A 24,515-nucleotide genomic window follows, 5' to 3' on the forward strand; every position below is an offset into this window, starting at 1 on the left:
ATCTCCAACACGTCCATCCACCTGCTCGACACCGAGGGCCGGGAGGTGCCGGTGGGCGTCGTCGGAGAGCTCCACATCGGCGGAGAGGGACTCGCGCGTGGCTACATCCACCGCCCGGAGCTGACCGCGGAGAGGTTCATCCCAGATGCGGTGAGCGGCAACGCCGGGGCAAGGCTGTACCGCACCGGAGATCTCGCCAGGCGCCAGTCCGACGGCACCCTGGAGTTCCTGGGCCGGGTCGACCAGCAGGTGAAGATCCGCGGCCACCGCATCGAGCCGGGCGAGGTGGAGGCCGTGCTGGCCTCGCACCCCGTGGTGAAACAAGCGGTCGTCGTGGACCGGAGCGATCTGGTGACCGGGCGCGGGCTCGTGGCCTACGTGTGCCCGTCGCCCGAGCAGCTCGACGGCCAGCGCCGCACCGGGGACGAGGCCACCCTGCGAGAGGAGCGCGTCTCCCAGTGGCAGGGCTTCTTCGATAAGCGCATCTACCAGACCGAGCGCGATGACACCCCGGCGGACTTCGACATCATCGGCTGGAACAGCCTCTATTCCGGCGAGCCGATTCCGCCGGAGCACATGCGCGAGTGGCGCGACGACGCCGTCTCCTCCATCGCCCGGCGACGGCCCGAGCGCGTGCTGGAGCTGGGGTGCGGCACGGGCATGATGCTGTTCGGCCTGGCGCCCCAGTGCCGGACGTACGTGGGCACGGACTTCTCCGCGACGGTGCTGGCGCGGCTCCAGCGGCGTGTCGACGAGGCGGGCCTGAAGACGGTGTCCCTGCTGTGCCGCACCGCGGACGACTTCTCCGGCTTCGAGCCCGGCTCGTTCGACGCGGTGGTGTTGAACTCGGTGGTGCAGTACTTTCCGGACCTCGACTACCTGCTGCGCGTGCTGGAGGGAGCCACCTCCGTCGTGGCGGATGGGGGCTTCATCTTCCTGGGAGACCTGCGCAGCCTGCCGCTGATGGAGACGCTGCAGGCCTCCATCCAGCTCTTCCGAGCCAGGGCCGAGGACTCGCTGGAGGCCCTGCGCGCCCGGGTGGCCCGGGAGCTGGGTCGCGACGAGGAGCTGCACCTGGACCCGGCGCTCTTCTCCGCCCTGCGCGAGCGCCTGCCGAGACTCCGGGGCGTGCGCATCCGGCTCAAGCGAGGGTGGCACCAGAACGAGCTGACCCGCTTCCGGTATGCTGCGGTGCTCGAGATCGGTCCGCGTCAGCCAGCCGGGCCGGCACCGGTGCGCCTGGACTGGCGAGCCGATGGGCTCGATGAGGCCCGACTCGGAGAGCGGCTGCGCGCCCATCCGAGAGAGGCGGTGCTGGTGCGCAACATCCCCAGCCACCGGCTGGACGGAGAGCGGGAGCTGCTGCCCGTGCTGGCGGGAACATCCGGGCTGGCCGACGTGGCCGAGCTGCGAGCCGCGCTCGCTCGTTCCAAGGATGCCACCCCAGGCGTGGATCCCGAGGCGCTCGGGAGGCTCGGCGAGTCGCTGGGCCGGGCCGTGGGCCTGGGCTGGTCGGACTCGGGAGCGCAGGGTGCGTTCGACGCCCTGTTCGGCGCGGAGGGCCAGCCCGAGGCGGCGCTGCCCCACCTCCCCATCGAGGTGGAGTCACGGCCCCGCGAGCTGCGCAGCCATGCCAGCGACCCGCTGCGCAGTCGCCTCACCCGGCTGCTGCTGCCGCAGCTGGCGCAGTGGGCCTCGGAGCACCTGCCTCCTTATATGGTGCCGCAGCAGTATGTCGTGCTGGACCGGCTGCCGCTCACGCCCAACGGCAAGGTGGACCGGCGGGCGCTGCCGGCACCGGATGACAGCCGTCCCGGGCTCGCGGGAGCCTACGTGGCCCCGCGCACGCCGCTCGAGCAGGACATCGCGGACATCTGGACGGACGTGCTCGGCGTGGAGCGTGTGGGCATCCACGACAACTTCTTCGAGCTGGGCGGGCACTCGCTGATCGCCACCCGCATCGTCAGCCGGATCGGCGAGCGCCGCGGCCTCGAGTGTCCCCTCTGGATGCTGTTCGAAGCCCCCACCGTCGCCGGGCTCGCCGTCCGGCTGTCCCAGCTCGAGAACGAGCGCCGGGACATTCCAGACGAGCCCATTCCGACCCAGGACCGAAGCGCGGCCGCCGACCTCGCACTGGACGAGCTGTCCGATGCGGAGGTGGCGGCCCTCCTCGGCGCCATGAGAGCAGAGGCACAGAAGTCATGAGCTCCACGAACTCCACTCCCAAGCCTCTTCCCGAGGACCAGCGCGCGGAACTGGCGCGGCTGCTCCGCGAGCGCAAGCAGCAGCTCCACCGCTTCCCGCTGTCCTCGGCCCAGCAGCGACTGTGGTTCCTGGACCAGCTCAGCCCGGGCAACACCAGCTACGTCGTGCCCGTGTACTACCGCCTGCGAGGCACGCTCGACACGGCGGCGCTCGGCGCGGCGCTCGACGGCATCGTCCGGCGGCACGACGTCCTGCGCACCCGCTTCATCGGCGCGGAGGGAGCCGGCGCGCAGATCGTCTCCCCCACCGGAAACGCCCCCCTGGAGATCACCGATCTTGCGGGCCTGCCCGCCGAGGAGCGGGAGCGGCGCATCGAGGCGCTCATCACCGCCGAGCTGGAGCGGCCTTTCGATCTGACGAGCGGGCCGCTGTTCCGCGCGCGCCTCTTCGTGGTGGACGCCGAGGAGAGCCGGCTGCTGCTCACGATGCACCACATCATCTCCGACGGCTGGTCCATCGGCGTGCTCGTCCGGGAGATGGCGGCGCTCTACACGGCGGCGCTCCAGAAGGGCCCGGAGCCCCTGCCACCGCTGCCCATCCAGTACGCGGACTTCGCCGTGTGGCAGTCGCGCAAGCTGCGCGAGGGCGGGCTGGAGGCCCAGGCGGCGTACTGGAGCCGGCAGCTCGCGAATCCTCCCTCGGAGCTGGCGCTGCCCGCGGACAAGCCCCGGCCTGCCGTCTGGGCTCCTCGCGGCGCGGCGCTCACCTTCGAGCTGCCCGAGGCGCTCACGCCCCGCGTGCAGGCCCTGGCGCAGGAAGAGGGCCTCACGCCGTTCATGCTCTTCCTGGCGGCCTTCCAGGCGCTGCTGTCCCGCTACACCGGACAGGAGGACATCTGGGTCGGCTCGCCCATCGCCAACCGAAACCGCAAGGAGCTGGAGGGGCTGATCGGCTTCTTCGTCAACAGCCTGGTGATGCGCGGGGACCTGTCGGGAGATCCGACGGCGAGGGAGCTGTTCCGCCGCACCCGGCGCGTGGCGCTCGACGCCTACGCCCACCAGGACTACCCCTTCGAGAAGCTGGTGGAGGAGCTGAGCCCGGAGCGAGGCCTGGGCCTGCACCCGCTCTTCCAGGTGATGTTCGCCGTGCAGAACGCGCCCTATGAGGGGCTGAACCTGCCCAGGCTCGCGCTGGAGCAGCTCCTGCTGCCCATCACGAGCACGCGGTTCGATCTGGAGATGCACCTCTGGGACGACCGGGGCCGCTTCAAGGGCATCCTCTTCTACTCGGCCGAGCGCTTCCTCCGGGAGACGGCGACCCGCATCATCGGGCACTTCGTGACCCTGCTGGAGGGCATGGTGCGAGAGCCCGACCGGCGCCTCTCCACCTTCTCCCTGGTCACCCCGAGCGAGCGGGCCGCGCTCCAGCGCTGGAACGAGACTTCCCGGCCGTTCCCCTCGGACCGGAGCCTGGCCTCCCTCTTCGAGGAGCAGGTGCGCCGAGCCCCCGAGGCCGTGGCGCTCCGGTGTGCCGGGACCACGCTCACCTACGCCGAGCTGAACCGCCGAGCGAACCGGCTGGCTCGCTGGCTCCGGCTCCAGGGCGTGCGCCCCGACGACACCGTGGGCCTGCGCCTGGAGCGCGGGGTGGAGCTGGTGGTGGCGCTCGTGGCCATCATCAAGGGGGGCGGAGCCTATGTGCCGCTCGATCCCGACCTGCCTCCCGAGCGCCTGAGGACCGTCCTGGAGGACGCACGCGTCCGGCTGGTGCTGGACTCCGCCACGGTGGTGCCAGAGGACCTGGACAGCGCGGACCTGCCGGACGTCGTCTCTCCGGACAACCTCGCGTACATCGTCTTCACGTCGGGCTCGACGGGGCGACCCAAGGGCGTCGGGGTCTCCCACCGCTCCATCGTCCGGCTGGTGAAGGAGACGGACTACGTCCAGCTGGGGCCGGACGACTGCGTGCTCCAGGGCTCGACCGTGTCCTTCGACGCGGCCACCTTCGAGATCTGGGGGCCGCTGCTGAACGGCGGGCGGCTGGTCATCGTCCAGAAGGACGAGCTGCTCACCCCCACACGGCTGCGCGCCACGCTGCGTGAGGAGCGCGTCACGGCGATGTTCCTCACCACCGCCGTGTTCAACCAGTTCGCCCGCGAGTCGGTGGATCTCTTCGCGGGCATCCCGAACGTCCTCTTCGGCGGCGAGGCGGCCGACACCTCCCTGGTGCGCCGAGTGCTCCAGCACGCCGCGCCAGGGCGCCTGCTCCACGTCTACGGTCCCACCGAGACGACGACGTACGCGACGTGGGCCTGGTTGCGCGAGGTGCCTCCCGAAGGCTCGCTGCTGCCCATCGGCCAGCCCCTGGCCAACACCGAGGCCTGGCTGCTCGACGCGCGCATGCAGCCGGTGCCGCCCGGAGTGCCGGGAGAGCTGTACCTCGGTGGCCCTGGTGTGGCGCGCGGCTATGTCGGCCGGCCGGACCTCACCGCCGAGCGCTTCGTCCCCCACCCTCTCGGCCCTCCGGGCAGCCGGCTCTACCGCACGGGAGACATCTGCCGCCGCCGCGCCGATGGGGCGCTCGAGTTCCTGGGGCGCAGGGATCATCAGATCAAGGTCCGCGGCCACCGCATCGAGCTGGGCGAGGTGGAGGCGGTGCTCCGGAGCTGCCCGGCTGTCTCGGACGCGGTGGTGCTTCTGCGCGAGGATCTGCCCGGAGGCCCGGGGCTCGTCGCCTACGCGGCCCCAGCGGCCGAGGCCACTGCCAGCACCACGGCCGGCACGGACCAGCGAGTCTCCGAGTGGAGGATGGTGTTCGAGGAGCGCATCTACGGCCAGGAGCGCGAGCGCCCGGTCGGCTTCGACACCATCGGGTGGAACAGCAGCTATACCGGCGACCCGCTCCCCGCCGGACAGATGCGCGAGTGGCTCGATGACACGGTGAGCCGCGTCGCCTCCCTGCGGGCCCGTCGGGTGCTGGAGCTCGGCTGCGGAACGGGGATGATCCTCCTCGCCCCCGAGGTCCGGTGCGAGCGGTACGTCGGCACGGACATCTCTCCGGGCGTGCTCGACACGCTGCGGGGCCAGGTGGACGCGCTCGGCTTGAGCGGCGTGACGCTGCTGTGCCGCTCGGCGTCGGACTTCTCGGGGCTCGAGCCTCGCGCCTTCGACGCGGTGGTCCTCAACTCCGTGGTGCAGTACTTCCCCGATCTCGGCTACCTGCGCGAGGTGATCGAGGGCGCCATCGACCGGCTGGCGGACGGCGGCTCGCTCTTCCTCGGAGACCTGCGCAGCCACTCGCTCCTGGAAGCCTTCCACGCCTCCGTGCAGCTCTTCCGCGCAGCGCCGGACGAGCCCGCCCGCCAGGTGCGTGCCCGGGTCGAGCAGGCCATCGATGGCGAGCGCGAGCTGTTCGTCGACCCAGCCTTCTTCGCCGCGCTCGCGCGTCGCCACCCCCGGGTGCGCTCGGTGCGCATCCGCCTCAAGCGGGGCCCGAGCCGCAACGAGCTCACGGCCTTCCGGTACGCGGCCATCCTGGAGATCGGCGAGCGTCAGTCCGCCCCCGCCTCGCCGCCCACCCTGGACTGGGCGACGCGGAAGCTCACCCTGTCCACGCTGCGAGGCCTCATCCAGGCGGAGCAGCCTGAGCGCGTCCTCGTGACCAACGTGCCCAACCGCCGAGTGTGGCGGGAGGTCCGGCTGGCCGAGGCGCTCGCTATCCCGGGCTCCCGCTCCACCCGCGAGCTGCTGGAGTCCCACGCGGAGGACGGCGTGGAGCCGGCCCACCTGCGCGCCAGCCTGGAAGAGCTCGGCTACGAGGTGGAGATCGGCTGGTCGCCCGCGCGCGACCGGGTGGACGTGGCGCTGCGCCGGTCAGGAGCGGCTCCCGTGCCGCTGCCCATCGAGGTGCTCGACGAGAGCGCCCGCGCCTGGGAGACGTTCGGAAACGATCCGCTGCGCGCGTGGAAGGATCTGCGCCGCATGGGACAGATCCGCGAGCACCTGGCCCGCTCTCTCCCGGACTACATGATCCCCGCGCGCATCCAGGTGCTACCGAGCCTGCCGCTCACGGCGGTCGGCAAGGTGGACCGCATGCGGCTGGCCGCCATGGAGCTGCCGGGCCACGGCGGAGACCGGGCCTTCACGCCACCGCGCACCGCCACCGAGTCCACGCTCGCCACGCTCTGGGCGGACCTGCTCGCCATCGACCGGGTGGGCGTGGGGGACGACTTCTTCGCGCTGGGCGGACACTCGCTGCTGGCCACCCAGCTCGTGGTGCGTGTGCGCGAGCGCTTCGGGGTGGAGCTGCCACTGCGCAGCCTCTTCGAGGATCCAACCCTGGAGGGGCTCGCCGCGCGCATCGACCGCGAGCGAGGCTCCGCGCCGTTGCCCACCATCGCTCCGGCCTCCCGGACGGGCTCCCTGCCGCTCTCCTTCGCGCAGCAGCGCCTGTGGTTCCTGGACCAGCTCTCGCCCGGCAACCCCTTCTACAACGTGTCCTGGAGCATCGCCCTGGACGGCCGCCTGGACCACGAGGCCCTCCGCGCCGCGCTGCGGGAGATCGTCCGGCGCCACGAGTCCCTCCGCACGGTGCTGCGCGCCTCGGACGGCGAGCCAGTGCAGGTCATCCTCGAGACGGTGGATGTCCCGCTGCCGATCCACGATCTGCGCGGCCACACTCCCGAGCAGCGGCGCCAGGAGGCCCGACGCCTGGCGATGGAGGAGGCGCACCGTCCCTTCGAGCTCTCCCGCGGGCCGGTGTTCCGCGCGAGCCTCACCCGGCTGGACGAGGAGTCCCACGTCCTCACGCTGGCCATGCACCACATCGTCTCGGATGGGTGGTCCATCGGCGTGTTCAACCGCGAGCTGGCCGCGCTCTACCGGGCCTTCCGGCTGGGCCGTCCGTCTCCCCTGCCGGAGCTGCCCATCCAGTACGCGGACTTCGCCGTGTGGCAGCGCGCGCACCTGGAGGGTGAGCGGCTGAAGCCGCACCTGGACTACTGGCGCTCGCGGCTCGACGGCGTCCCCGCGCTCGAGCTCCCCACGGATCGGCCGCGCCCCTCGGTGCAGACGTACCGGGGCGCCACGCTGGTGCTGTCGCTCGGGTCCGAGCTGAGCCAGGCGCTGGAGTCCCTCACGCAGGCCCGGGGCTCCACGCTCTACATGGCGCTGCTCGCCGCCTTCCAGACGCTGCTCCACCGCTACACCGGGCAGCAGGACATCGCCGTCGGCTCGCCCATCGCCAACCGCAGCCGCCAGGAGCTGGAGGGCCTCATCGGCTTCTTCGTCAACAGCCTGGTGATGCGCGGCGATCTCTCCGGAGACCCACGCTTCACGGACCTGCTGGAGCGGACGCGCGAGGCCGCGCTCGGCGCCTTCGCGCACCAGGATCTGCCCTTCGAGCGGCTGGTGCAGGAGCTCCAGCCCGACCGCGAGCTGAGCCGCAACCCGCTCTTCCAGGTGATGTTCGCCGTGCAGAACGCGCCCTCGGTGGCGCCGGACCTGGAGGGCCTGACGCTGAGGCCCCTCACCGACCTGCCGGCGACGACCCGCTTCGACCTGGAGCTGCACGTCTGGAAGGCCGAGCAGGACCTGCGCTGCATGCTCGTCTACAGCACCGACCTGTTCGACGAGCCCACCATGCGTCGGTTCGCCGGCCACTACCGCACGCTGCTGGAGGGCATCGTCGCCGCGCCGGAGCGCCGCCTCTCGGAGCTGCCCCTGCTGAGCGATGACGAGCGCGCGGAGCTGGTGCTCTGGAACGAGACGCGCCGCTCCCAGCCGGAGCTTCCGGACATCGGCGCGCTCTTCGCCGAGCAGGCCCGGGCCACCCCCGAGGCGCTGGCGGTGGAGTACGGCGCGAAGCGGCTGACGTACCGGGAGCTCCACCAGCGCGCGGAGCGGCTGGCCCGTCACCTCATCCAGCTCGGCGTCCGCCCGGACGAGCCCGTGGCGCTGCTGCTGGACCGCTCGGAGCAGCTCATCACCGCCATGGTCGCGGTGGTGCGAGCGGGCGCGGCCTACCTCCCCATCGATCCATCGAACCCGCCAGCGCACTCCACGTTCCTGCTGCGCGATACCGAAGCGCGCCTGGTGCTCACCGAGGCTGCGCACGCGGCCAGCGCGGCGGCCCTCGTGGAGGCACTGGCCCCCGCGTATCCGACCGTGGTGAGGGTGGACGCGGAGCTGCCCGAGCCCCCAGCGCTCCCCCTGCCCCCTGGAGATCCCGACCGGCTCGCCTATGTCACCTACACCTCTGGCTCCACGGGCCGTCCCAAGGGCGTGGCGGTCACCCATCGGGGCGTGGTGAGGCTCGTCCGCAACGCGGGCACCTTGCAGATCCAGGTCGGGGAGCGAGTGGCGCAGCTGGCCAACGTGGCCTTCGACGCGGCGACGTTCGAGGTCTGGGGCTCGCTGCTCAATGGCGGAGCGGTGGTGGGCATCTCCCGGGAGCAGGTGCTGTCACCGCAGGAGCTGTCCTCGGCACTGAGGGAGCTGCGCATCCAGTCGATGTTCGTGACGAGCGCCCTGTTCTCCCAGGTCGTGCGAGAGGAACCGGAGGCCTTCGCCTCGGTGGAGCGGCTGCTGGTGGGCGGCGAGGCCATGGATCCCCGCTGGGCGCGCGAGTGCCTCCAGCGCGGGGCGCCTCGGCGATTCTTCAACGCCTACGGCCCCACCGAGACGACGACCTTCGCCACCCTCCAGGAGGTCTCCGAGGTGCCAGAAGGCGTGGGCTCGATTCCCATCGGACGGCCCATCGCCAACACCACGGCGCACGTGCTGGACGAGCACCTGCGCCCGGTGCCCACGGGAGTGCCGGGCGAGCTGTACCTCGGCGGCCCTGGCCTGGCGCGCTGCTACTGGCGCCGTCCGGAGCTGACCGCGGAGCGGATGATCCCTGATCCCACCGGGAGCACTCCCGGGGCGCGGCTCTACCGCACGGGAGACCTCGTGCGACGTCGAGCGGACGGCTCCCTGGACTTCCTGCGCCGCCTGGACGCGCAGGTGAAGATCCGCGGCCACCGCATCGAGCCGGGAGAGGTGGAGGCGCTGCTGACCGAGAGCCCCCAGGTGGCCCAGGCCGCCGTGGTCGTCCGAGACGATCTGCCGGGAGGACGTGGACTGGCGGCCTACGTGGTGGCCCGCGACGAGGCCTCACCCGCGCACGAAGCCAGCGAAGGCACGGGAAGCACCGTGCGCGACCACGTGGACGCCTGGAGCATGGTCTTCGACGACCGGATCTACGGCTCCGGCGAGCCCGCCGCGGAGGTCGGCTTCGATCTCTCCGGCTGGCGCAGCTCCTACACGGGCGAGCCCATCCCCGCGGAGCAGATGCGCGAGTGGCTCGACGACACGCTGACCACGCTGCGGAGCCGCCAGCCGTCGCGCATCCTCGAGCTCGGCTGCGGCACGGGCATGCTCCTGCTGGGGCTGGCGCGCGAGTGCCAGTCCTACGTGGGCACGGACATCTCCTCGGTGGTGCTCGGGCGGCTCGGGTCGCAGGTGCAGGCGCTCGGGCTGGGCGGCAAGGTGCGGCTGGCGCGGCGCTCGGCGGATGACTTCACCGGGCTGGAGCCCCGGGCGTTCGACGCGGTGCTCTTGAACTCCGTGGTGCAGTACTTCCCCAGCGTCGACTACCTGGTGGACGTGGTGGAGAAGGCCGTCGAGCGGCTCGCCGACGGTGGCTTCCTCTTCCTCGGAGACCTGCGCAGCCATCCGCTGATGGGAGTGTTCCACCAGTCCGTGCAGCTCCACCGGGCGGCGGACGACACTCCGGCGGACGTGCTCCAGGCCCGCGCTCGACGCGCCGCCGAGGAGGACGAGGAGCTGTACGTCGACCCTGCCCTCTTCGCCACCCTGGCCACCCGGCTGCCTCGCGTGCGCGGCGTGCGCATCCGCCTCCAGCGTGGGCACGCCCACAGCGAGCTGACCCGCTTCCGCTACAGCGCCATCCTCGAGGTGGGCGCCGCGTCGAGCGGGCAGGAGCCGCGCCCCGTGCGCTGGCTCGACTGGGGCACCGAGGTCCGCACCACCGAGGCGCTCCAGCGCCTGCTCTCCTCGAACGGGTCCGAGACAGTGGGGCTGCTGCGTGTGCCCAACGCGAGGCTCGCGAGCCTGGTTGCCGTGGCGCACCGCTTGGACGGAGAGGATCCGAGCCTCACCGCCGCCGACCTGCGCCCCCTGAAGGACGACACCGCGGTGGATCCCACCTGGCTACAGGAGCAGGGAGAAGCGCGCGGGTGGCGGGTGGATGTCGCGTGGTCGGCCGGAGACGCGGAGGGGCGGATGGACGTGCTCCTCACGCAAGGGCTCGGACCGGCGGAGCTGCCGCGCCTGCCGGTGGAGCACTCGGCGCGCCCCTCGGCCAGCACCGCGAGCTTCGCCAACCACCCGATGCGCGCGCGCCGGGACAAGGCGCTGGTGGCCCGGCTCAAGCAGGAGCTGTCCGCCCGCCTGCCGGACTACATGGTGCCCCGTCACCTCGCCGTGCTGGAACGGATGCCGCTGACGCCCCAGGGCAAGCTGGACCGGCGAGCCCTGCCCGCTCCCGACGGAGAGCGGCGCCAGGTGTCGCGGGACTTCGTGGCGCCTCGCACGCCCCTGGAGCGCACCATCGCACGCATCTTCGAAGAGGTGCTCGGCGTGGAGCGCATCGGCGCGCGAGACGACTTCTTCCTGCTCGGCGGACACTCGCTGCTGGCCACCCAGGTGGTGTCCCGGCTGCGAGAGGCCGTGGGGCTCCAGCTTCGCCTGCAGACCCTCTTCGAGCACTCCGTGGTGGAGCGCCTCGCCCAGGCCGTGGAGAACCTGCGCTGGGTGACGGACACCACCACGCCTCCCCCTTCCTCCGCCGACTACGAGTCAGGTGAGCTATGAGCATCGGGCAATTCATCTCGGAGCTTCGCAAGCGCGACATCCGCATCCACCTCGAAGGCGATCGGCTGCGCTTCTCGGCGCCAAAGGGAGCGATGACTCCCGAGCTGAGCGCCGCGCTGTCGGCCCGGAAGGAGGAGATCCTCGCCTTCCTCCGGGACGCCGCCTCGCTGCTGCCCTCCGACAGCGGAGCCACCATTCCCCGCGCGGACCGCAAGGAGCCGCTGCCGCTGTCCTTCGCGCAGCAGCGGCTGTGGTTCCTGGATCAGCTCACGCCGGGCAGTGCCATCTACAACGTGCCCTCTGCCCACCGACTGGAGGGCACGCTGGACGAGCCCGCCCTGAAGCGCGCGCTCGAGGAGCTGGTGCGGCGGCACGAGACGCTGCGCACGCGCTTCCGCGTGGTGGGCTCCACGCCCATCCAGGACGTGGGGGACGGCGCCGACTGGAAGTGGACCGTGGTGGACCTGAGCGCGGAGCCCCTGCGGGAGGAGCTGATGCGCACCCGCGTGGCCGAGGAGGCGCTGCGCCCCTTCGACATGAAGCAGGGCTACCCCTTCCGGGTCACCCTCTTCCGGCTGGACGCCCGCACGCACGTGCTGGTGATGGTGCTGCACCACATCGTGTCCGACGGCTGGTCGCTGGGCGTGCTGCTGCGCGAACTGGCCACCCTCTACACCGCCTTCCATGAAGGCCGGGGCTCGCCCCTGACGGCGCTGCCGATCCAGTACGGGGACTTCTCCGTCTGGCAGCGGGAGCAGCTCCAGGGCGCGCGGCTCCAGTCGCTGCTGTCCTACTGGCGGCGGCAGCTGGCGGGAGTGACGCCGCTGCGACTGCCCGCGCTGCGGAGCAAGGCCGAGACCGCGGCGCCGCGCGGAGCGGTGGTCGAGCTGCGCCTCCCACCGGAGCTGACCTCTCGCCTGCGAGCGCTGGCCCAGGCGGAGGGAGCCACCCTCTACATGGTGCTGCTGGCCGGCTTCCAGGCCCTGCTCGGCCGCTACAGCGGGCAGGACGACGTGTGCGTCGGCTCGCCCATCGCCAACCGCGGACGCCGCGAGCTGGAGAGCCTGGTGGGGTTCTTCGTGAACAGCCTGGTGATGCGAGGAGACCTCACGGGCTCGCCCGGCCTGCGCACCCTGGTACGCCGAGCCCGTGAGACGGCCCTGGGCGCCTATGCCCACCAGGACCTGCCCTTCGAGCAGATCGTCGAGGTGCTGGCCCCCGAGCGCGAGGCGGGCCGCAACCCGCTCTTCCAGGTCGTCTTCGCCCTGCAGAACGCGCCCATGGACTCGCTGCGCCTGCCGGAGCTCACCCTGCGCCCCCAGCCCTACGAGGGCGCCACCACCCGCTTCGATCTCGAGGTGCACCTGTGGGAGACGGGCGAGTCGCTGAGCGGCGTCATCTATTACGACGCCGCGGCCTTCGACGCGGCGATGGTGGAGCAACTGGGGCGCCGCTACCGGCGCCTGCTGGAGGGCGGCACGGCCGATCCGGATCGCCCCTTCACCACCCTGCCCCTGGCGGAGGCGGATGAGCTCCGCGTGATGCTGGCGGCCGCGGGCGAGCGTCGTCCCTACCCTCGCGACAGCAGCATCACCGAGTGCTTCGGGCTCCAGGCGGCCCACCGCCCCGAGGCCACCGCGCTGCGCTGGGGTGAGCAGACCGTCTCCTACGCCGCGCTGGCGGAGCAGGCCGGGCGCATCGCTGGAGCGCTCGTGGACGCGGGCGTGCAGCGCGGCGATCGGGTGGCGCTGAGCGTGGAGCGCTCGCCCCGGATGGTGGCGGCGCTGCTGGGCATCCTCCAGGCCGGTGCCGCGTACCTGCCGCTGGACGGGAGCTATCCGCCGGGGCGCCTGCAGGCGATGGCGGCCGGAGCCGGAGCCACCGTGGGCCTGCGGGACGGGACGTCCGCGAACCTGCCCGCGGGAGTACGCTGGCTGGACGTGTCCGAGGCCCTCTCCTGGCCGCGCACCGCCACCGTGCCGGTGACGGGCGAGGATCTGGCCTACGTGGAGTTCACCTCGGGCTCCACCGGTGAGCCCAAGGCCGTGGCCGTGGAGCACCACGCCGTGCTCCGGCTGGTGCACGCCCAGGACTTCCTCGCGCCCGTGCCCGAGGACGTCTTCCTCCAGTTCGCGCCCGTGTCCTTCGATGCCTCCACGCTGGAGCTGTGGGGCTCGCTGCTGCACGGAGCCACCCTGGCCATCGCCCCGGCGGGCCCCACCGCCGTGAGCGAGCTGGGCGACCTGCTACGTCGCCACGGCGTCACGGTCCTCTGGCTCACCGCGGGCCTCTTCCACCGTGTGGTGGACGAGCTGCCCGAGTGCCTGGGCAAGCTGCGCGTGCTGCTGGCCGGCGGCGATGTGCTCTCCGCCGCTCACGTCACGCGAGTGCTGGAGACCCACCCGCACCTCACCGTGGTCAACGGCTACGGCCCCACGGAGAACACCACCTTCACCTGCTGCTACCGCATGGCGGGCCGGCGTCAGTTCCCCGAGGGCAACGTCCCCATCGGCCACCCCATCATCAACACCACCGTCTACCTGCTGGACGCGGCGCTCCAGCCCGTGCCGCCGGGCCTGCCCGGCGAGCTGTACACCTCTGGAGACGGCCTGGCGCGCGGCTACCTGGGCCACCCGGCGGAGACGGCCACCCGCTTCGTCCCCAACCCCTTCGCGGACACGCCGGGCCAGCGCCTCTACCGCACCGGAGACCGCGCCTGGTTCGCGCCCGACGGCACGCTGCGCTTCCTGGGCCGCGTGGATCGACAGGTGAAGGTCCGCGGCCACCGCATCGAGCTGGGAGAGGTGGAGACGGCCCTGGCGGCGCACCCGGTCGTCCGCCAGGCGGCGGTCATCGTGCGCCCGGACACCTCCGGCGATCACCGCCTGCTGGCCTACGTCGTCCCGGACGAGGAGAAGCTCCAGGGCGTGCGTCAGCCGGACGGCAGCTCCTCGGAGGCCCAGGCGCTCGTCCAGCACTGGGGCCAGCTCTTCGACGCCACCTACAGCGCCGAGCGCCCCGCCCCGGATGACTTCGACATCGTCGGCTGGAACAGCAGCTACACGGGCCAGCCGCTGCCCGAGGCCGAGATGCGCGTATGGCGCGACGAGCGCGTGGCGCGCATCCTGGCCCAGCGTCCCCGGCGGGTGCTGGAGATCGGCTGCGGCACCGGCCTGCTGCTCTTCCCGGTGGCGCCGCACTGCGAGGCCTACGTCGGCCTGGACATCTCCGAGCAGACCGTCGAGGCCGTCCGAGCAGGCTGCGCTCGCCGTGGGCTGAACCACGTCCGCGTGGAGCGGCGCGAGGCGGACCAGCTCTCCGAGTTCGCGGGGGGCGACTTCGACGTGGTGGTCATCAACTCGGTGGCCCAGTACTTCCCGGACCTGGAGTACCTGCTGCGCGTGCTCGATGGAGCCCTGAGCGCGACTCGGCCGGGAGGGCTCGTCTTCGTGGGCGACGTGCGGCACCTGCCGCTGCTGGACGCCTTCCACACCTCGGTGGAGCTGCACCGCGCCACGCCGGACACGCGCCCGGACACGCTCTGGCAGCGGGTGCGCGCGGCCCGCATGCGAGAGACGGAGCTGTTGGTGGATCCGCGCCTCTTCCAGGCCCTGCGTGCACGCCACCCGAGGATCTCCGGGGTGAAGCTGCTGCTCCAGGGCGGCCGCCACCAGAACGAGCTGAACCGCTTCCGCTACGACGCCCTGCTGCACGTGGGCACCGAAGGCCTGGAGGTGGAGACGAACGGCGTTGAATGGGACTGGGACGCGGAGCGCCTGTCGCTGGCGGCCCTGCGCGAGCGGCTCGCCACACAGGACAAGCCCGTCACCGTGCGCCGCTGCCCCAACGCGCGGACCCTGGCTGCCGTGCTGGCCGCCAAGGAGCTGGGCAACGGCGTGGTCTTCGAAGCCGCCGGAGCGCTGCGGCGCCGGGTGGAGCAGCTCGCCCTGACGCGAGGCGTGGAGCCGGAGGAGCTGGTCGCCCTGGGCACCAGCCTGGGCCGTCCCGTGGAGGTGGGCCTCTCCGAGTCCGGGGACGCGGACCGCGTGGACGTGGTGTTCCACCGCAAGGGCGCGGGGCCTCGCGCCTACGCCACCCGGCCCCGAGAGGTGGATGCGGCCCAGGCGCCGAAGCTGGCCACGCTGGTGAACACGCCGGCGCTGGCCCGCGCACGGCTCGCGCTCCGGCAGGATCTGAAGCGCCACCTCTCGGAGCGGCTGCCCGCGCACATGCTGCCCGGGGCCATCACCCTGCTGGAGGCGCTGCCGCTCACCCCCAACGGCAAGGTCGCCGCGGCCAGCCTGCCCGAGCCGGACGGCGGCGAGCGGCCCACCTCCGTGCCCTACGTGGCGCCCCGCACGGAGGAGGAGCGAGTGCTAGCCCGGCTCTGGTCCGAGGTGCTCGGCATCGACGGCATCGGCGCGCTCGACAACTTCTTCGATCTGGGAGGGCACTCGCTGCTGGCCACGCGGGTGGTCTCCCGAATCCCCGAGTCGCTCGGCGTGGAGCTGCCGCTGCGACGGTTCTTCGAGACACCGGTCCTCACGGACCTGGCCCGCACCATCGCCACGGCGCGCTGGCTCGGCAGCATGCAGCAGGCCTCGACCCCGGAGGGTGAGGACCGCGAGGAGGTGGAGTTTTGACCCTCATCGACTTTCTGTCCCACCTGCGCGGGCTGGACGTCCAGGTCCGCGTGGAAGGGGATCGCCTGCTGTGCAACGCCCCTCCCGGAGTGCTGACTTCGGAGCTGCGCAATCAGATCAGCGCGAGGAAGCCGGAGCTGCTCGCCTTCCTGAGAGATCTCACCGACGCGAAGCCCGAGCCGGTGAGCATCCCCACGGTGGCGCGAGGCGGGCTGCTGCCTGTCTCCTTCGCGCAGCAGCGGCTGTGGTTCCTGGACCGGCTGGTGCCGGAGAACCCCTTCTACAACGTGCCCTCCGCGCTGCGCCTGATGGGCGAGCTGGACGTGGACGCGCTGCAACGGGCGATCTCCGCCATCGTCGAGCGGCACGAGGTGCTGCGCGGCACCTTCGAGGTGTCCGAGGGCCAGCCGTGGCTGCGCGTGCATCCGCCCGAGCAGGTGCCGCTGCCCATCCAGGATCTCAGCCACCTGCCCCCCACCGTGCGGGAGGAGGAGGCCGAGCGGCTGGCGACAGCCGAGACCAAGGCCGTGTTCGACCTGCGCACCGGGCCGCTGCTGCGGGCGAAGCTGCTCCGGCTGGACGCGCGGGACCACATCCTGCTGCTGACGCTGCACCACATCGTGGCCGACGGCTGGTCCATGGGAGTGCTCAACCGCGAGCTGGCGGCGCTGTATGGCACGAGCCGGCGCGGGCAGCCCTCCTCGCTGCCGCCGCTACCCATCCAGTACCCGGACTTCGCGGCCTGGCAGCGCAAGCGCGTCTCCGAGGAGCTGTTCCAGACACAGCTCGGCTACTGGCGCGAGCGCCTCGCGGGCCTCTCGCCCGTGGATCTGCCCTCGGATCGTCCCCGCTCCGCGACGCCGGGCTTCCGTGGCCGGACCTTCCACAAGATCCTGCCGGCGTCCCTGGCCTCCTCGGTGCGCGAGCTGTCCCGCGATCGAGGCGCCACGCCCTTCATGACGATGCTGGCGGGCTTCCAGGCGCTGCTGGCGCGCTACACGGGCCAGCCGGATGTGGCCATCGGCTCGCCCATCGCCAACCGCAACCACTCGGACGTGGAGGGGCTGATCGGCTTCTTCGTCAACACGCTCGTGCTGCGCACGGACGTGTCCGGAGACCCGAGCTTCCTGGAGCTGGTGGACCGGGCGCGCGACACGGCGCTGGGCGCATACGCCCACCAGGATCTGCCCTTCGAACGGCTGGTGGCGGAGCTGCGCCCCGAGCGGAACCTGGGGCGCAATCCGTTCTTCCAGGTGGTCTTCGCGGTGCAGAACGCGCCGAGGACGGACCTGGTGCTGGAGGGCCTGCGGGTGGATCCCCAGCCCTTCCAGACCTCCAGCACCCGCTTCGATCTGGAGGTGCACGTCTGGGAAGTGGACGGCGCGATGCACTGCGTGGCGATGTACAGCGCGGACCTCTTCGACGAGTCCACCATCCAGCGGCTCCTGACGCACTACGAGACGCTGCTGCGTGAAGCGCTGAAGGCGCCCCACCGGCCCATCGGCATGCTGTCCATGCTGAGCGCCGAGGAGGAGCGCACGCTGCGCCGCTGGAACGCCACCTCGCGCAACTATCCGAGGGACACGGGGCTCGCCGAGCTGTTCGCCGCGCACGTGGAGAAGACGCCCGAGGCGCTCGCGGTGCGGCTGGGAGACGAGACCCTCACCTACGCCGAGCTGGACCGACGCGCCAACCGCCTGGCCTGGGCGCTCCGGGGCAAGGGCGTGAGGCCCGGAGATCGGGTGGGCGTCCACCTCGGCCGCTCGCTCGAGCTGCCCGTGGCGCTGCTGGCGACGGTGAAGGCGGGGGCGGCCTACGTGCCGCTCGACCCCGAGCACCCCACCCAGCGCACGGCCTGGACGCTCCAGGACGCGGGCATCCAGGTGGTCCTCACGGGCCCGGGCACCCCGCTGCCGGTGGAAGCCCCCAGCGTGCTGGCGCTCCACGAGTCAGGCGCGCTGCTGGCCGAATGCCCCGACACGGTTCCGCCCGTCTCCTGCACGGGGGACTCGGTGGCCTACGTCATGTACACCTCGGGCTCGACGGGGCAGCCCAAGGGCGTGGAGGTGAGCCACCGGAACGTCGTGCGCCTCGTGGTGGGCACGGACTACGTCCAGCTCGGCGGCACCGACGCGATCGCCCAGCTGGGCAGCCCCGCCTTCGACGCGCTCACCTTCGAGCTGTGGGGAGCCTGGCTCAACGGCGGGCGGGTGGAGCTCATCCCCCAGGACGTGCTGCTGGATCCCCGGCGACTGGCCGACACCCTGCGCCGCCAGGGCGTGACGGCGATGTTCGTCACCGCCTCGCTGTTCAACGAGGTGCTGCGCTCGGTGCCCCAGGCCTTCGCGCCGGTGCGGCAGGTGCTCGTGGGAGGCGAGGCGCTGAACCCGGCGGCCTGCCGGTTCGCGCTGTCCCAGGAGGGCGCGGGACGGCTCATCAACGGCTACGGCCCCACGGAGAGCACCACCTTCGCGGTGGCTGGCGCCGTCGAGACGGTGGAGGAAGGCGCGCGCTCGATTCCCCTCGGGCGCCCGATCGCCAACACCACGGCGTGGATCCTCGATGGACACCTGCGCCCGGTACCTGTCGGCGTGGTGGGCGAGCTGTACCTGGGAGGAGACGGGCTGGCGCACGGCTACCACAACCGCCCGGCGCTGACGGCGGAGCGCTTCGTGCCGGATCCGTTCGCGGAGACACCGGGAGCGCGCCTGTACCGAACGGGAGATCTGTGCCGGTACCTGCCGGACGGCCGCATCGACTTCCTGGGCCGCGTCGATCACCAGGTGAAGATCCGCGGCCACCGCATCGAGCTGGGAGAGATCGAGGCGGCGCTGTCCGAGCACCCGGCGGTGGCAGCCTCGGCCGTGGTCGCCCGGGACGATCTGCCGAGCGGGCGCGGGCTGGTGGCGTACGTGGTGCCCGACCTGAGCCGGGACGCGGAGAGCGCCGAGGTGAAGGCCTCCACCGCGCAGGCCCAGGTGGAGCACTGGCGGGGAGTCTTCGATCAGAGCGTATATAAGGATGCGGCCGCGACGCCGGACCCGCGCCCCGACTTCACGGGATGGATCAGCTCGTACACGGACGCGCCCATCCCCGAGCCAGAGATGCGCGAGTGGCTGGAGGACACTCTGGAGCAGCTGCGTCCCCTGCCCCACTCGCGGGTGCTGGAGCTCGGCTGCGGCACGGGCATGCTGCTGTTCGGGCTCGCGCCGGGCTTCGGGCGGTACACGGGGCTGGACATCTCGGACTCCGTGCTGGCGCGGCTGCAGGAGCGCGTGGCGGCGGCTGGAATCCAGGGTGTGAGCCTCCGGCATGGCGCGGCCACGGATCTGCAAGGCGTGGAGCCCGGCTCGGCGGAGCTGGTCCTGCTGAACTCGGTGGTCCAGTACTTCCCGAGCGTGGACTACTTGATCGACGTCATCGAGCGAGTCCTGCCAGCGGTAGCGGATGGGGGAGCCATCTTCCTGGGGGATCTGCGCTCGCTGCCACTGTTGGAGACGTTCCAGGCCTCGGTGGTGCTGCATCGCTCCGCGGGCGAGGAGTCGCGCCAGGCGGCGCACCGGCGAGTCCGAGACGAGGTGACCTGGGAGCGGGAGCTCGCGGTGGATCCCGCGCTCTTCGAGGCGCTCCGGACCCGCTTCCCACGAATCCAGGCCGTGCGCGTACGGCCCAAGTCCGGGCGGGCGCACAACGAGCTCACCGGGTACCGCTACAGCGCCATCCTCCAGGTGAGCGATCATCCCGTCACGCCCCGAGCCTGCCGCTGGCAAGCCTGGAGTGAAGGCCCCGAGGCGCTCGCACTTCTCCGAGAGGAGCTGGCCCACACCACCGAGGAGTGCCTCGGCTTCCGAGGCATCCCCAACGCGCGGCTCCAGCAGGCCCTCGCCGCCCGTGCGCTGCTGGCCGATCCGACGGGGCCCGAGACGGTCGAGGCCATCCGGACCGAGCTGGCCAGTCGGACCTGGCCCGAGAGCATCGAGCCGCAGGATCTCATCGAGCTGGGCACGGAGTTGGGCTTCGCCGTGGAGCTGAGCTGGCTCTCCGCGGATGCCCGAGGCACCTTCGATGTCGTCTTCCGGCGCGGCGCCGACCGTCCGCTCCTGGAGCCCATCGCCTGGCCGGGTGAGGCCCGAGCGCCGCGGGCCTGGGCGAGCTACGCGAACGATCCGCTCCGGGGAGCGGTGTCCCGGCGGCTCATGCCCCTGCTCAAGGCGCACCTCTCCGCGAACCTGCCGCCGTACATGGTGCCGCCGAGCTTCGTCTTCCTGGATCAGCTCCCGCGCACATCCACGGGCAAGGTGGATCGTGCCCGGCTGCCGCCTCCGGAGTGGGCCGTCCGGGAGCGCGCCACGGAGTTCGTGCCTCCGCGAACCGTCGTGGAGGCCGCGCTGGCCCGCATCTGGAGCGAGCTGCTCGGCGTGCCCGCGGTGGGGGTGAACGACGACTTCTTCGAGCTGGGCGGGCACTCCCTCCTGGCCACGCAGCTGGCCTCCCGTGTCGGCGACGTGCTGGGGACGGACGTGCCCCTGCGCTGGGTGTTCGAGGCCCCCACCATCGCGCGCCTCGCGGAGCGCTTCCGGAGCGCCCCTACCCCGGAGGAACGAGGGCGAAACACCTCCATCCCGAGGGTCAGCCGCGACGCGGAGCTGCCGCTGTCCTACGCACAGGAGCGCCTCTGGTTCCTGGACCGGCTCTTCCCGGGCAACGCCTTCTACAACATGCCCGCGCACAGCCGTCTGCGCGGGCAGCTGGACGTGGCTGCGCTGCGCCGCGCGCTCCAGGAGATCGTCCGCCGCCACGAGGCCCTGCGCACACGGTTCGTCGCGGAGGACGGAAGCCCGCGCCCGAGGATCGACCTGGAGGCCACCCTCGAGGTTCCCCGGATCGATCTCACCGGCCTGCCGCCCGAGGCCCGACGAGCGGAGGTGGAGCGGCTGGCCCACGAGGAGACGTGGCGCCCCTTCGATCTGGAGAAGGGCCCGCTGCTGCGAGCCACGCTGATCGCCATCGAGCCCCAGGAGCACGTGCTGCTGCTGACGATGCTCCACATCGTGTCGGATGGCTGGTCGCTCGGCGTGCTCAACCGCGAGCTGGCGCTGCTGTACGAGGCCTTCGCGGCGGACCGTCCCTCTCCGCTGCCGCCGCTGCCCATCCAATACGCCGACTTCGCCGTCTGGCAGCGCCGGTGGATGGAGAGCGAGGGGCTGGAGGAGCAGCTCGCCTACTGGCGTCGCCAGCTCTCGGGCCTGGAGTCACTGGAGCTGCCGCTCGACCGTCCCAGGCCGGCCACGCCGGACATGCGGGGCTCCTTCTGCGTGCGGCCCCTGCCGAAGCTGCTGAGCGAGCGCATCACCGAGCTGGGGCGGCGCCACGGCAGCACGCTGTTCATGACGCTGCTGGGCGCCTTCTCCACGCTGCTGAGCCGCTACAGCGGCCAGGACGACATCGCCATCGGCACGCCCATCGCGAACCGCAACCGAGGCGAGATCGAGGGGCTGATCGGCTTCTTCGTCAACAGCCTGGTGATGCGCTGCCGGCTCGACGGGGATCCGACGTTCGAGGAGCTGCTGGGACGGATGCGCGAAGTGGCGCTCGGAGCCTACGAGCACCAGGACCTGCCCTTCGAGCGGCTCGTGGAAGAGCTGCAGCCGGCGCGGGATCTGCGCAAGAACCCGCTCTTCCAGGTGATGTTCGCGGTGCAGAACGCGCCCATGGGGACGCTGAAGCTGGGAGGGCTCCACATCGAGCCCTTCCCGCTCGAGGTGGTCACCGCGCGCATGGACCTGGAGCTGAACGTCTGGGAGGGCCGGGACGGACTGACGCTGCTGATGTTCTACAGCACGCGGCTCTTCGACGAGGCCACCATCCAGGCCCTGCTGGAGCAGCTCGAGCGGCTCCTGTCCGGCATGGTGGAGGCGCCCAACCGCCGCCTCAGCCAGTATGCGCTGGGCACCGAGCCGGCCCGCCCCACCCCGCGTCCGCCGCCGCCGCTACCGGAGGCCACGCTCTTCTCCCTCTTCGAGCGTCAGGCCTCGCTCCGCCCGGAGGCCACGGCCCTGGTGGAAGGCGAGACGCGAGTGACGTATGCCGCGCTGGAGCGGAGAGCCCGTCAGCTCGCACGCCGCCTGAGGGCCCACGGCGTCCGCCGAGGCGATCGGGTAGCGCTGTACCTCGAACCCTCGGCCGAGCTGATCGCCGGCATCCTCGCGGTGCTCCGAGTGGGCGGCACCTACGTCCCACTCGATCCGGCGTACCCGGGTGAGCGCGTCCGCTTCATCCTGGAGGACTGCGGGGCCGCGAAGGTGCTCACCACCCGAGCGCTGCGAGAGAAGCTCCCCGCGAGCCGCACGGAACCGCTGGAGCTGGACGTCCCGGACGCGGCGGAATCCTCCCCAGGGAACGACCCCGCGCCCGTGCCGGTCTACGGAGAGGACGGCGCGTACATCATCTATACGTCGGGCTCGACCGGGCAGCCGAAGGGCGTGCGGGTCACCCACGCCAACGTCGTCCGGCTGTTCGAGTCCGCCACGACGTGGTTCCCCCTGGGCCCGGAGCAGGTGTGGACCCTGTTCCACTCCCCGGCCTTCGACTTCTCCGTCTGGGAGATGTGGGGAGCGCTGCTGCACGGTGGCCGGCTGGTCATCGTGCCGTACCTCGTGGCGCGCTCGCCGCGAGAGTTCCACCGGCTCCTCACCTCCGAGCAGGTGACGGTGCTCAACCAGACGCCCTCGGCGTTCCAGCAGCTCGCCCGCGCGGACGAGGAGCTGGGAGGCTCCGGCCTGGAGGCGCTGCGCTGGGTCATCTTCGGCGGCGAGGCGCTCGACTTCGGGAGCCTGGTGCCGTGGTTCGAGCGGCGGGGAGATCGCCAGCCCACGCTCGTCAACATGTACGGCATCACCGAGACCACCGTGCACGTCACCTGGCGGCCCGTCACGCTCGAGGATGCAAGGCGAGGAGGCAGCCTCATCGGCCAGCCGCTGGCGGACCTGCAGCTCCACGTGCTCGACGCGCAGGGGCGGCCCACGGCCATCGGAGAGCCAGGAGAGCTCTACGTCGGAGGCGCGGGAGTCTCGCAAGGCTACCTGGGCCGGCCGGAGCTCACGGCCACCCGCTTCGTCCCGGATCCGTTCTCGGGCATCCCCGGGGCGAGGCTCTACCGGAGCGGAGATCGGGCCAGGAGACGCTCGGATGGCGAGCTCGAGTTCATCGGCCGCATCGACGGCCAGGTGAAGCTGCGCGGCTACCGCATCGAACTGGGAGAGATCGAGGCCGCGCTGCGTACCCACCCGTCCGTGGCGGACGTGGCCGTGTCGCTGCACGGGCGAGGCGGCGAGGACGCACGGCTGGTGGCCTACGTGGTCTCCCGGGAGGACGCCCTGGTGCCCGAAGCGCTGCGCACCCACCTGCGCACGCGCCTGCCCGAGTACATGATCCCCTCCGCGTGGGTGCCGCTGGAGGCGCTGCCTCTGACGCCCCACGGGAAGCTGGACCGCCGCGCGCTGCCCGAGCCACGCCTCCAGGCGGAGCCCCAGGCAGGCGGCTCTTCGGAGGAAGCAGCGAACCGGACCCCGACGGAGCAGGTGCTCGCGGGGCTCTGGACGGAGCTGCTCGGCCTGCAGAGAGCCATCGGACGTCGGGCCGACTTCTTCTCACTCGGTGGGCACTCGCTGCTCACGGTGCGAATGCTCCACCGCCTGGAGGAGACCTTCGGCGTCACCCTGCCGCTCCAGGCCATCTTCGAAGATCCTTCGCTGGAAGGGCTCGCCGCGCGCATCGACGCGGCGAAGCTCACCCATCAGGCCCTGCCCCCGCTCATCCGCGCGCAGCCAGACGCGGGGCCCGCGCCGCTGTCTCACGCCCAGGAGCGGGTGTGGTTCCTCGAGCAGCTCGCTCCAGGCAACACGGCGTACAACGTCCCCATGGCCCTGCGCCTGGAGGGCGAGCTGGATGTCTCGGCGCTGGAGCGAGGCCTGAGCGAGCTGGTCCGCCGTCACGAGGCACTGCGCACCGTGGTGCAGTCGCGGCAGGGAGTGGCCACGCAAGAGGTGCGCCCGGCCACGCCGCTGAAGCTGCCCTGCACCGATCTCTCCTCGCTGTCGCGCGAGGAGCGCGAGCTCCGGGCCCGAGCCCTGGCCACCGAGGAAGCGGCGCGCCCGTTCAACCTGGAGAAGGGACCACTGTTCCGGGTCCAGCTGCTGCGGCTGTCCTCCGAGGACCACGTGCTGCTGGTGGGCATGAGCCACCTCGTATGCGACGGCGTGTCACAGGGGGTGTTCCTGCGAGAGCTCGCGGCCCTCTACGAGGCCTTCAAGGCTGGCCAGCCCTCCCCCCTGCCCGAGCTCCCGCTGAGCTTCGGGGACTACGCGCGCTGGCAGCGGGAGTGGCTGCGCGGCAAGGCGCTCGACTCGCTACTGGGCTTCTGGCGCGAGGAGCTGAAGGACCTTCCCACCGTGGAGCTGCCCACGGACCGCCCGCCTCCGCCCATCCAGACGTGGCGCGGCGCGGCGGTGTCGGCGGCACTGCCCGCGGAGCTGTCGGAGCGCCTGCGAGCCCTCGGACAAGCCGAGGGGGCCACGTCCTTCATGACGCTGCTGGCGCTCTTCGAGGTCGTCCTGCACCGCTGGACCGGGCAGGAGGATCTGGTGGTGGGCACACCCATCGCCAACCGAGAGCGCAAGGAGACGCAGGGCGTGGTCGGCTTCTTCGCCAACACGCTCGTGCTGAGGACGAGGCTGGAGGGACGGCCGAGCTTCCGCGAGGTGCTGCGGCGAGTCCGGAGCGGCGCACTGCG

At 71.9% G+C, this 24,515-nt stretch carries 4 protein-coding genes (2 of these 4 only partly in view); all 4 read left to right on the plus strand.

All coding sequences use genetic code 11. The features are described 5' to 3' along the window. Tightly spaced (each overlapping or abutting the next), the 4 genes in view from KY572_RS11580 to KY572_RS11600 form a layout consistent with a single transcriptional unit that may run on beyond the window. Positions 1-2,205 carry the end of a non-ribosomal peptide synthetase gene (locus KY572_RS11580; RefSeq protein WP_224242634.1) on the plus strand. The gene continues 2,415 nt to the left of window position 1, outside the view, so 2,205 of the gene's 4,620 nt are visible here — the last part of the coding sequence; its start codon lies beyond the left edge, outside the window; the stop codon is at positions 2,203-2,205. After that, entirely contained in the window at positions 2,202-11,081 is an 8,880-nt protein-coding gene (locus KY572_RS11585) for a non-ribosomal peptide synthetase (RefSeq protein ID WP_224242635.1), read from the plus strand. Before KY572_RS11580 ends, KY572_RS11585 begins: the two co-directional genes overlap by 4 nt. Continuing rightward, positions 11,078-15,724 (plus strand): non-ribosomal peptide synthetase, encoded by a 4,647-nt coding sequence (locus KY572_RS11590; RefSeq protein WP_224242636.1) that lies wholly within the window; start codon positions 11,078-11,080, stop codon positions 15,722-15,724. Before KY572_RS11585 ends, KY572_RS11590 begins: the two co-directional genes overlap by 4 nt. Further along, positions 15,721-24,515, plus strand: partial view of a non-ribosomal peptide synthetase gene (locus KY572_RS11600; RefSeq protein WP_263451602.1) — the 5' portion only. It continues 3,118 nt past the right edge of the window; only the first 8,795 of its 11,913 coding nucleotides appear in the window; the start codon lies at positions 15,721-15,723; its stop codon lies beyond the right edge, outside the window. Before KY572_RS11590 ends, KY572_RS11600 begins: the two co-directional genes overlap by 4 nt.

This window comes from Hyalangium gracile (assembly GCF_020103725.1).
In the GTDB taxonomy this organism is placed as follows: Bacteria; Myxococcota; Myxococcia; order Myxococcales; family Myxococcaceae; genus Hyalangium; species Hyalangium gracile.

Excerpts from the sequence above, each read along its gene's own strand:
- KY572_RS11585 (WP_224242635.1), top strand. The coding sequence starts at position 2,202 with ATGAGCTCCACGAACTCCACTCCCAAGCCTCTTCCCGAGGACCAGCGC.
- KY572_RS11590 (WP_224242636.1), top strand. The coding sequence starts at position 11,078 with ATGAGCATCGGGCAATTCATCTCGGAGCTTCGCAAGCGCGACATCCGC.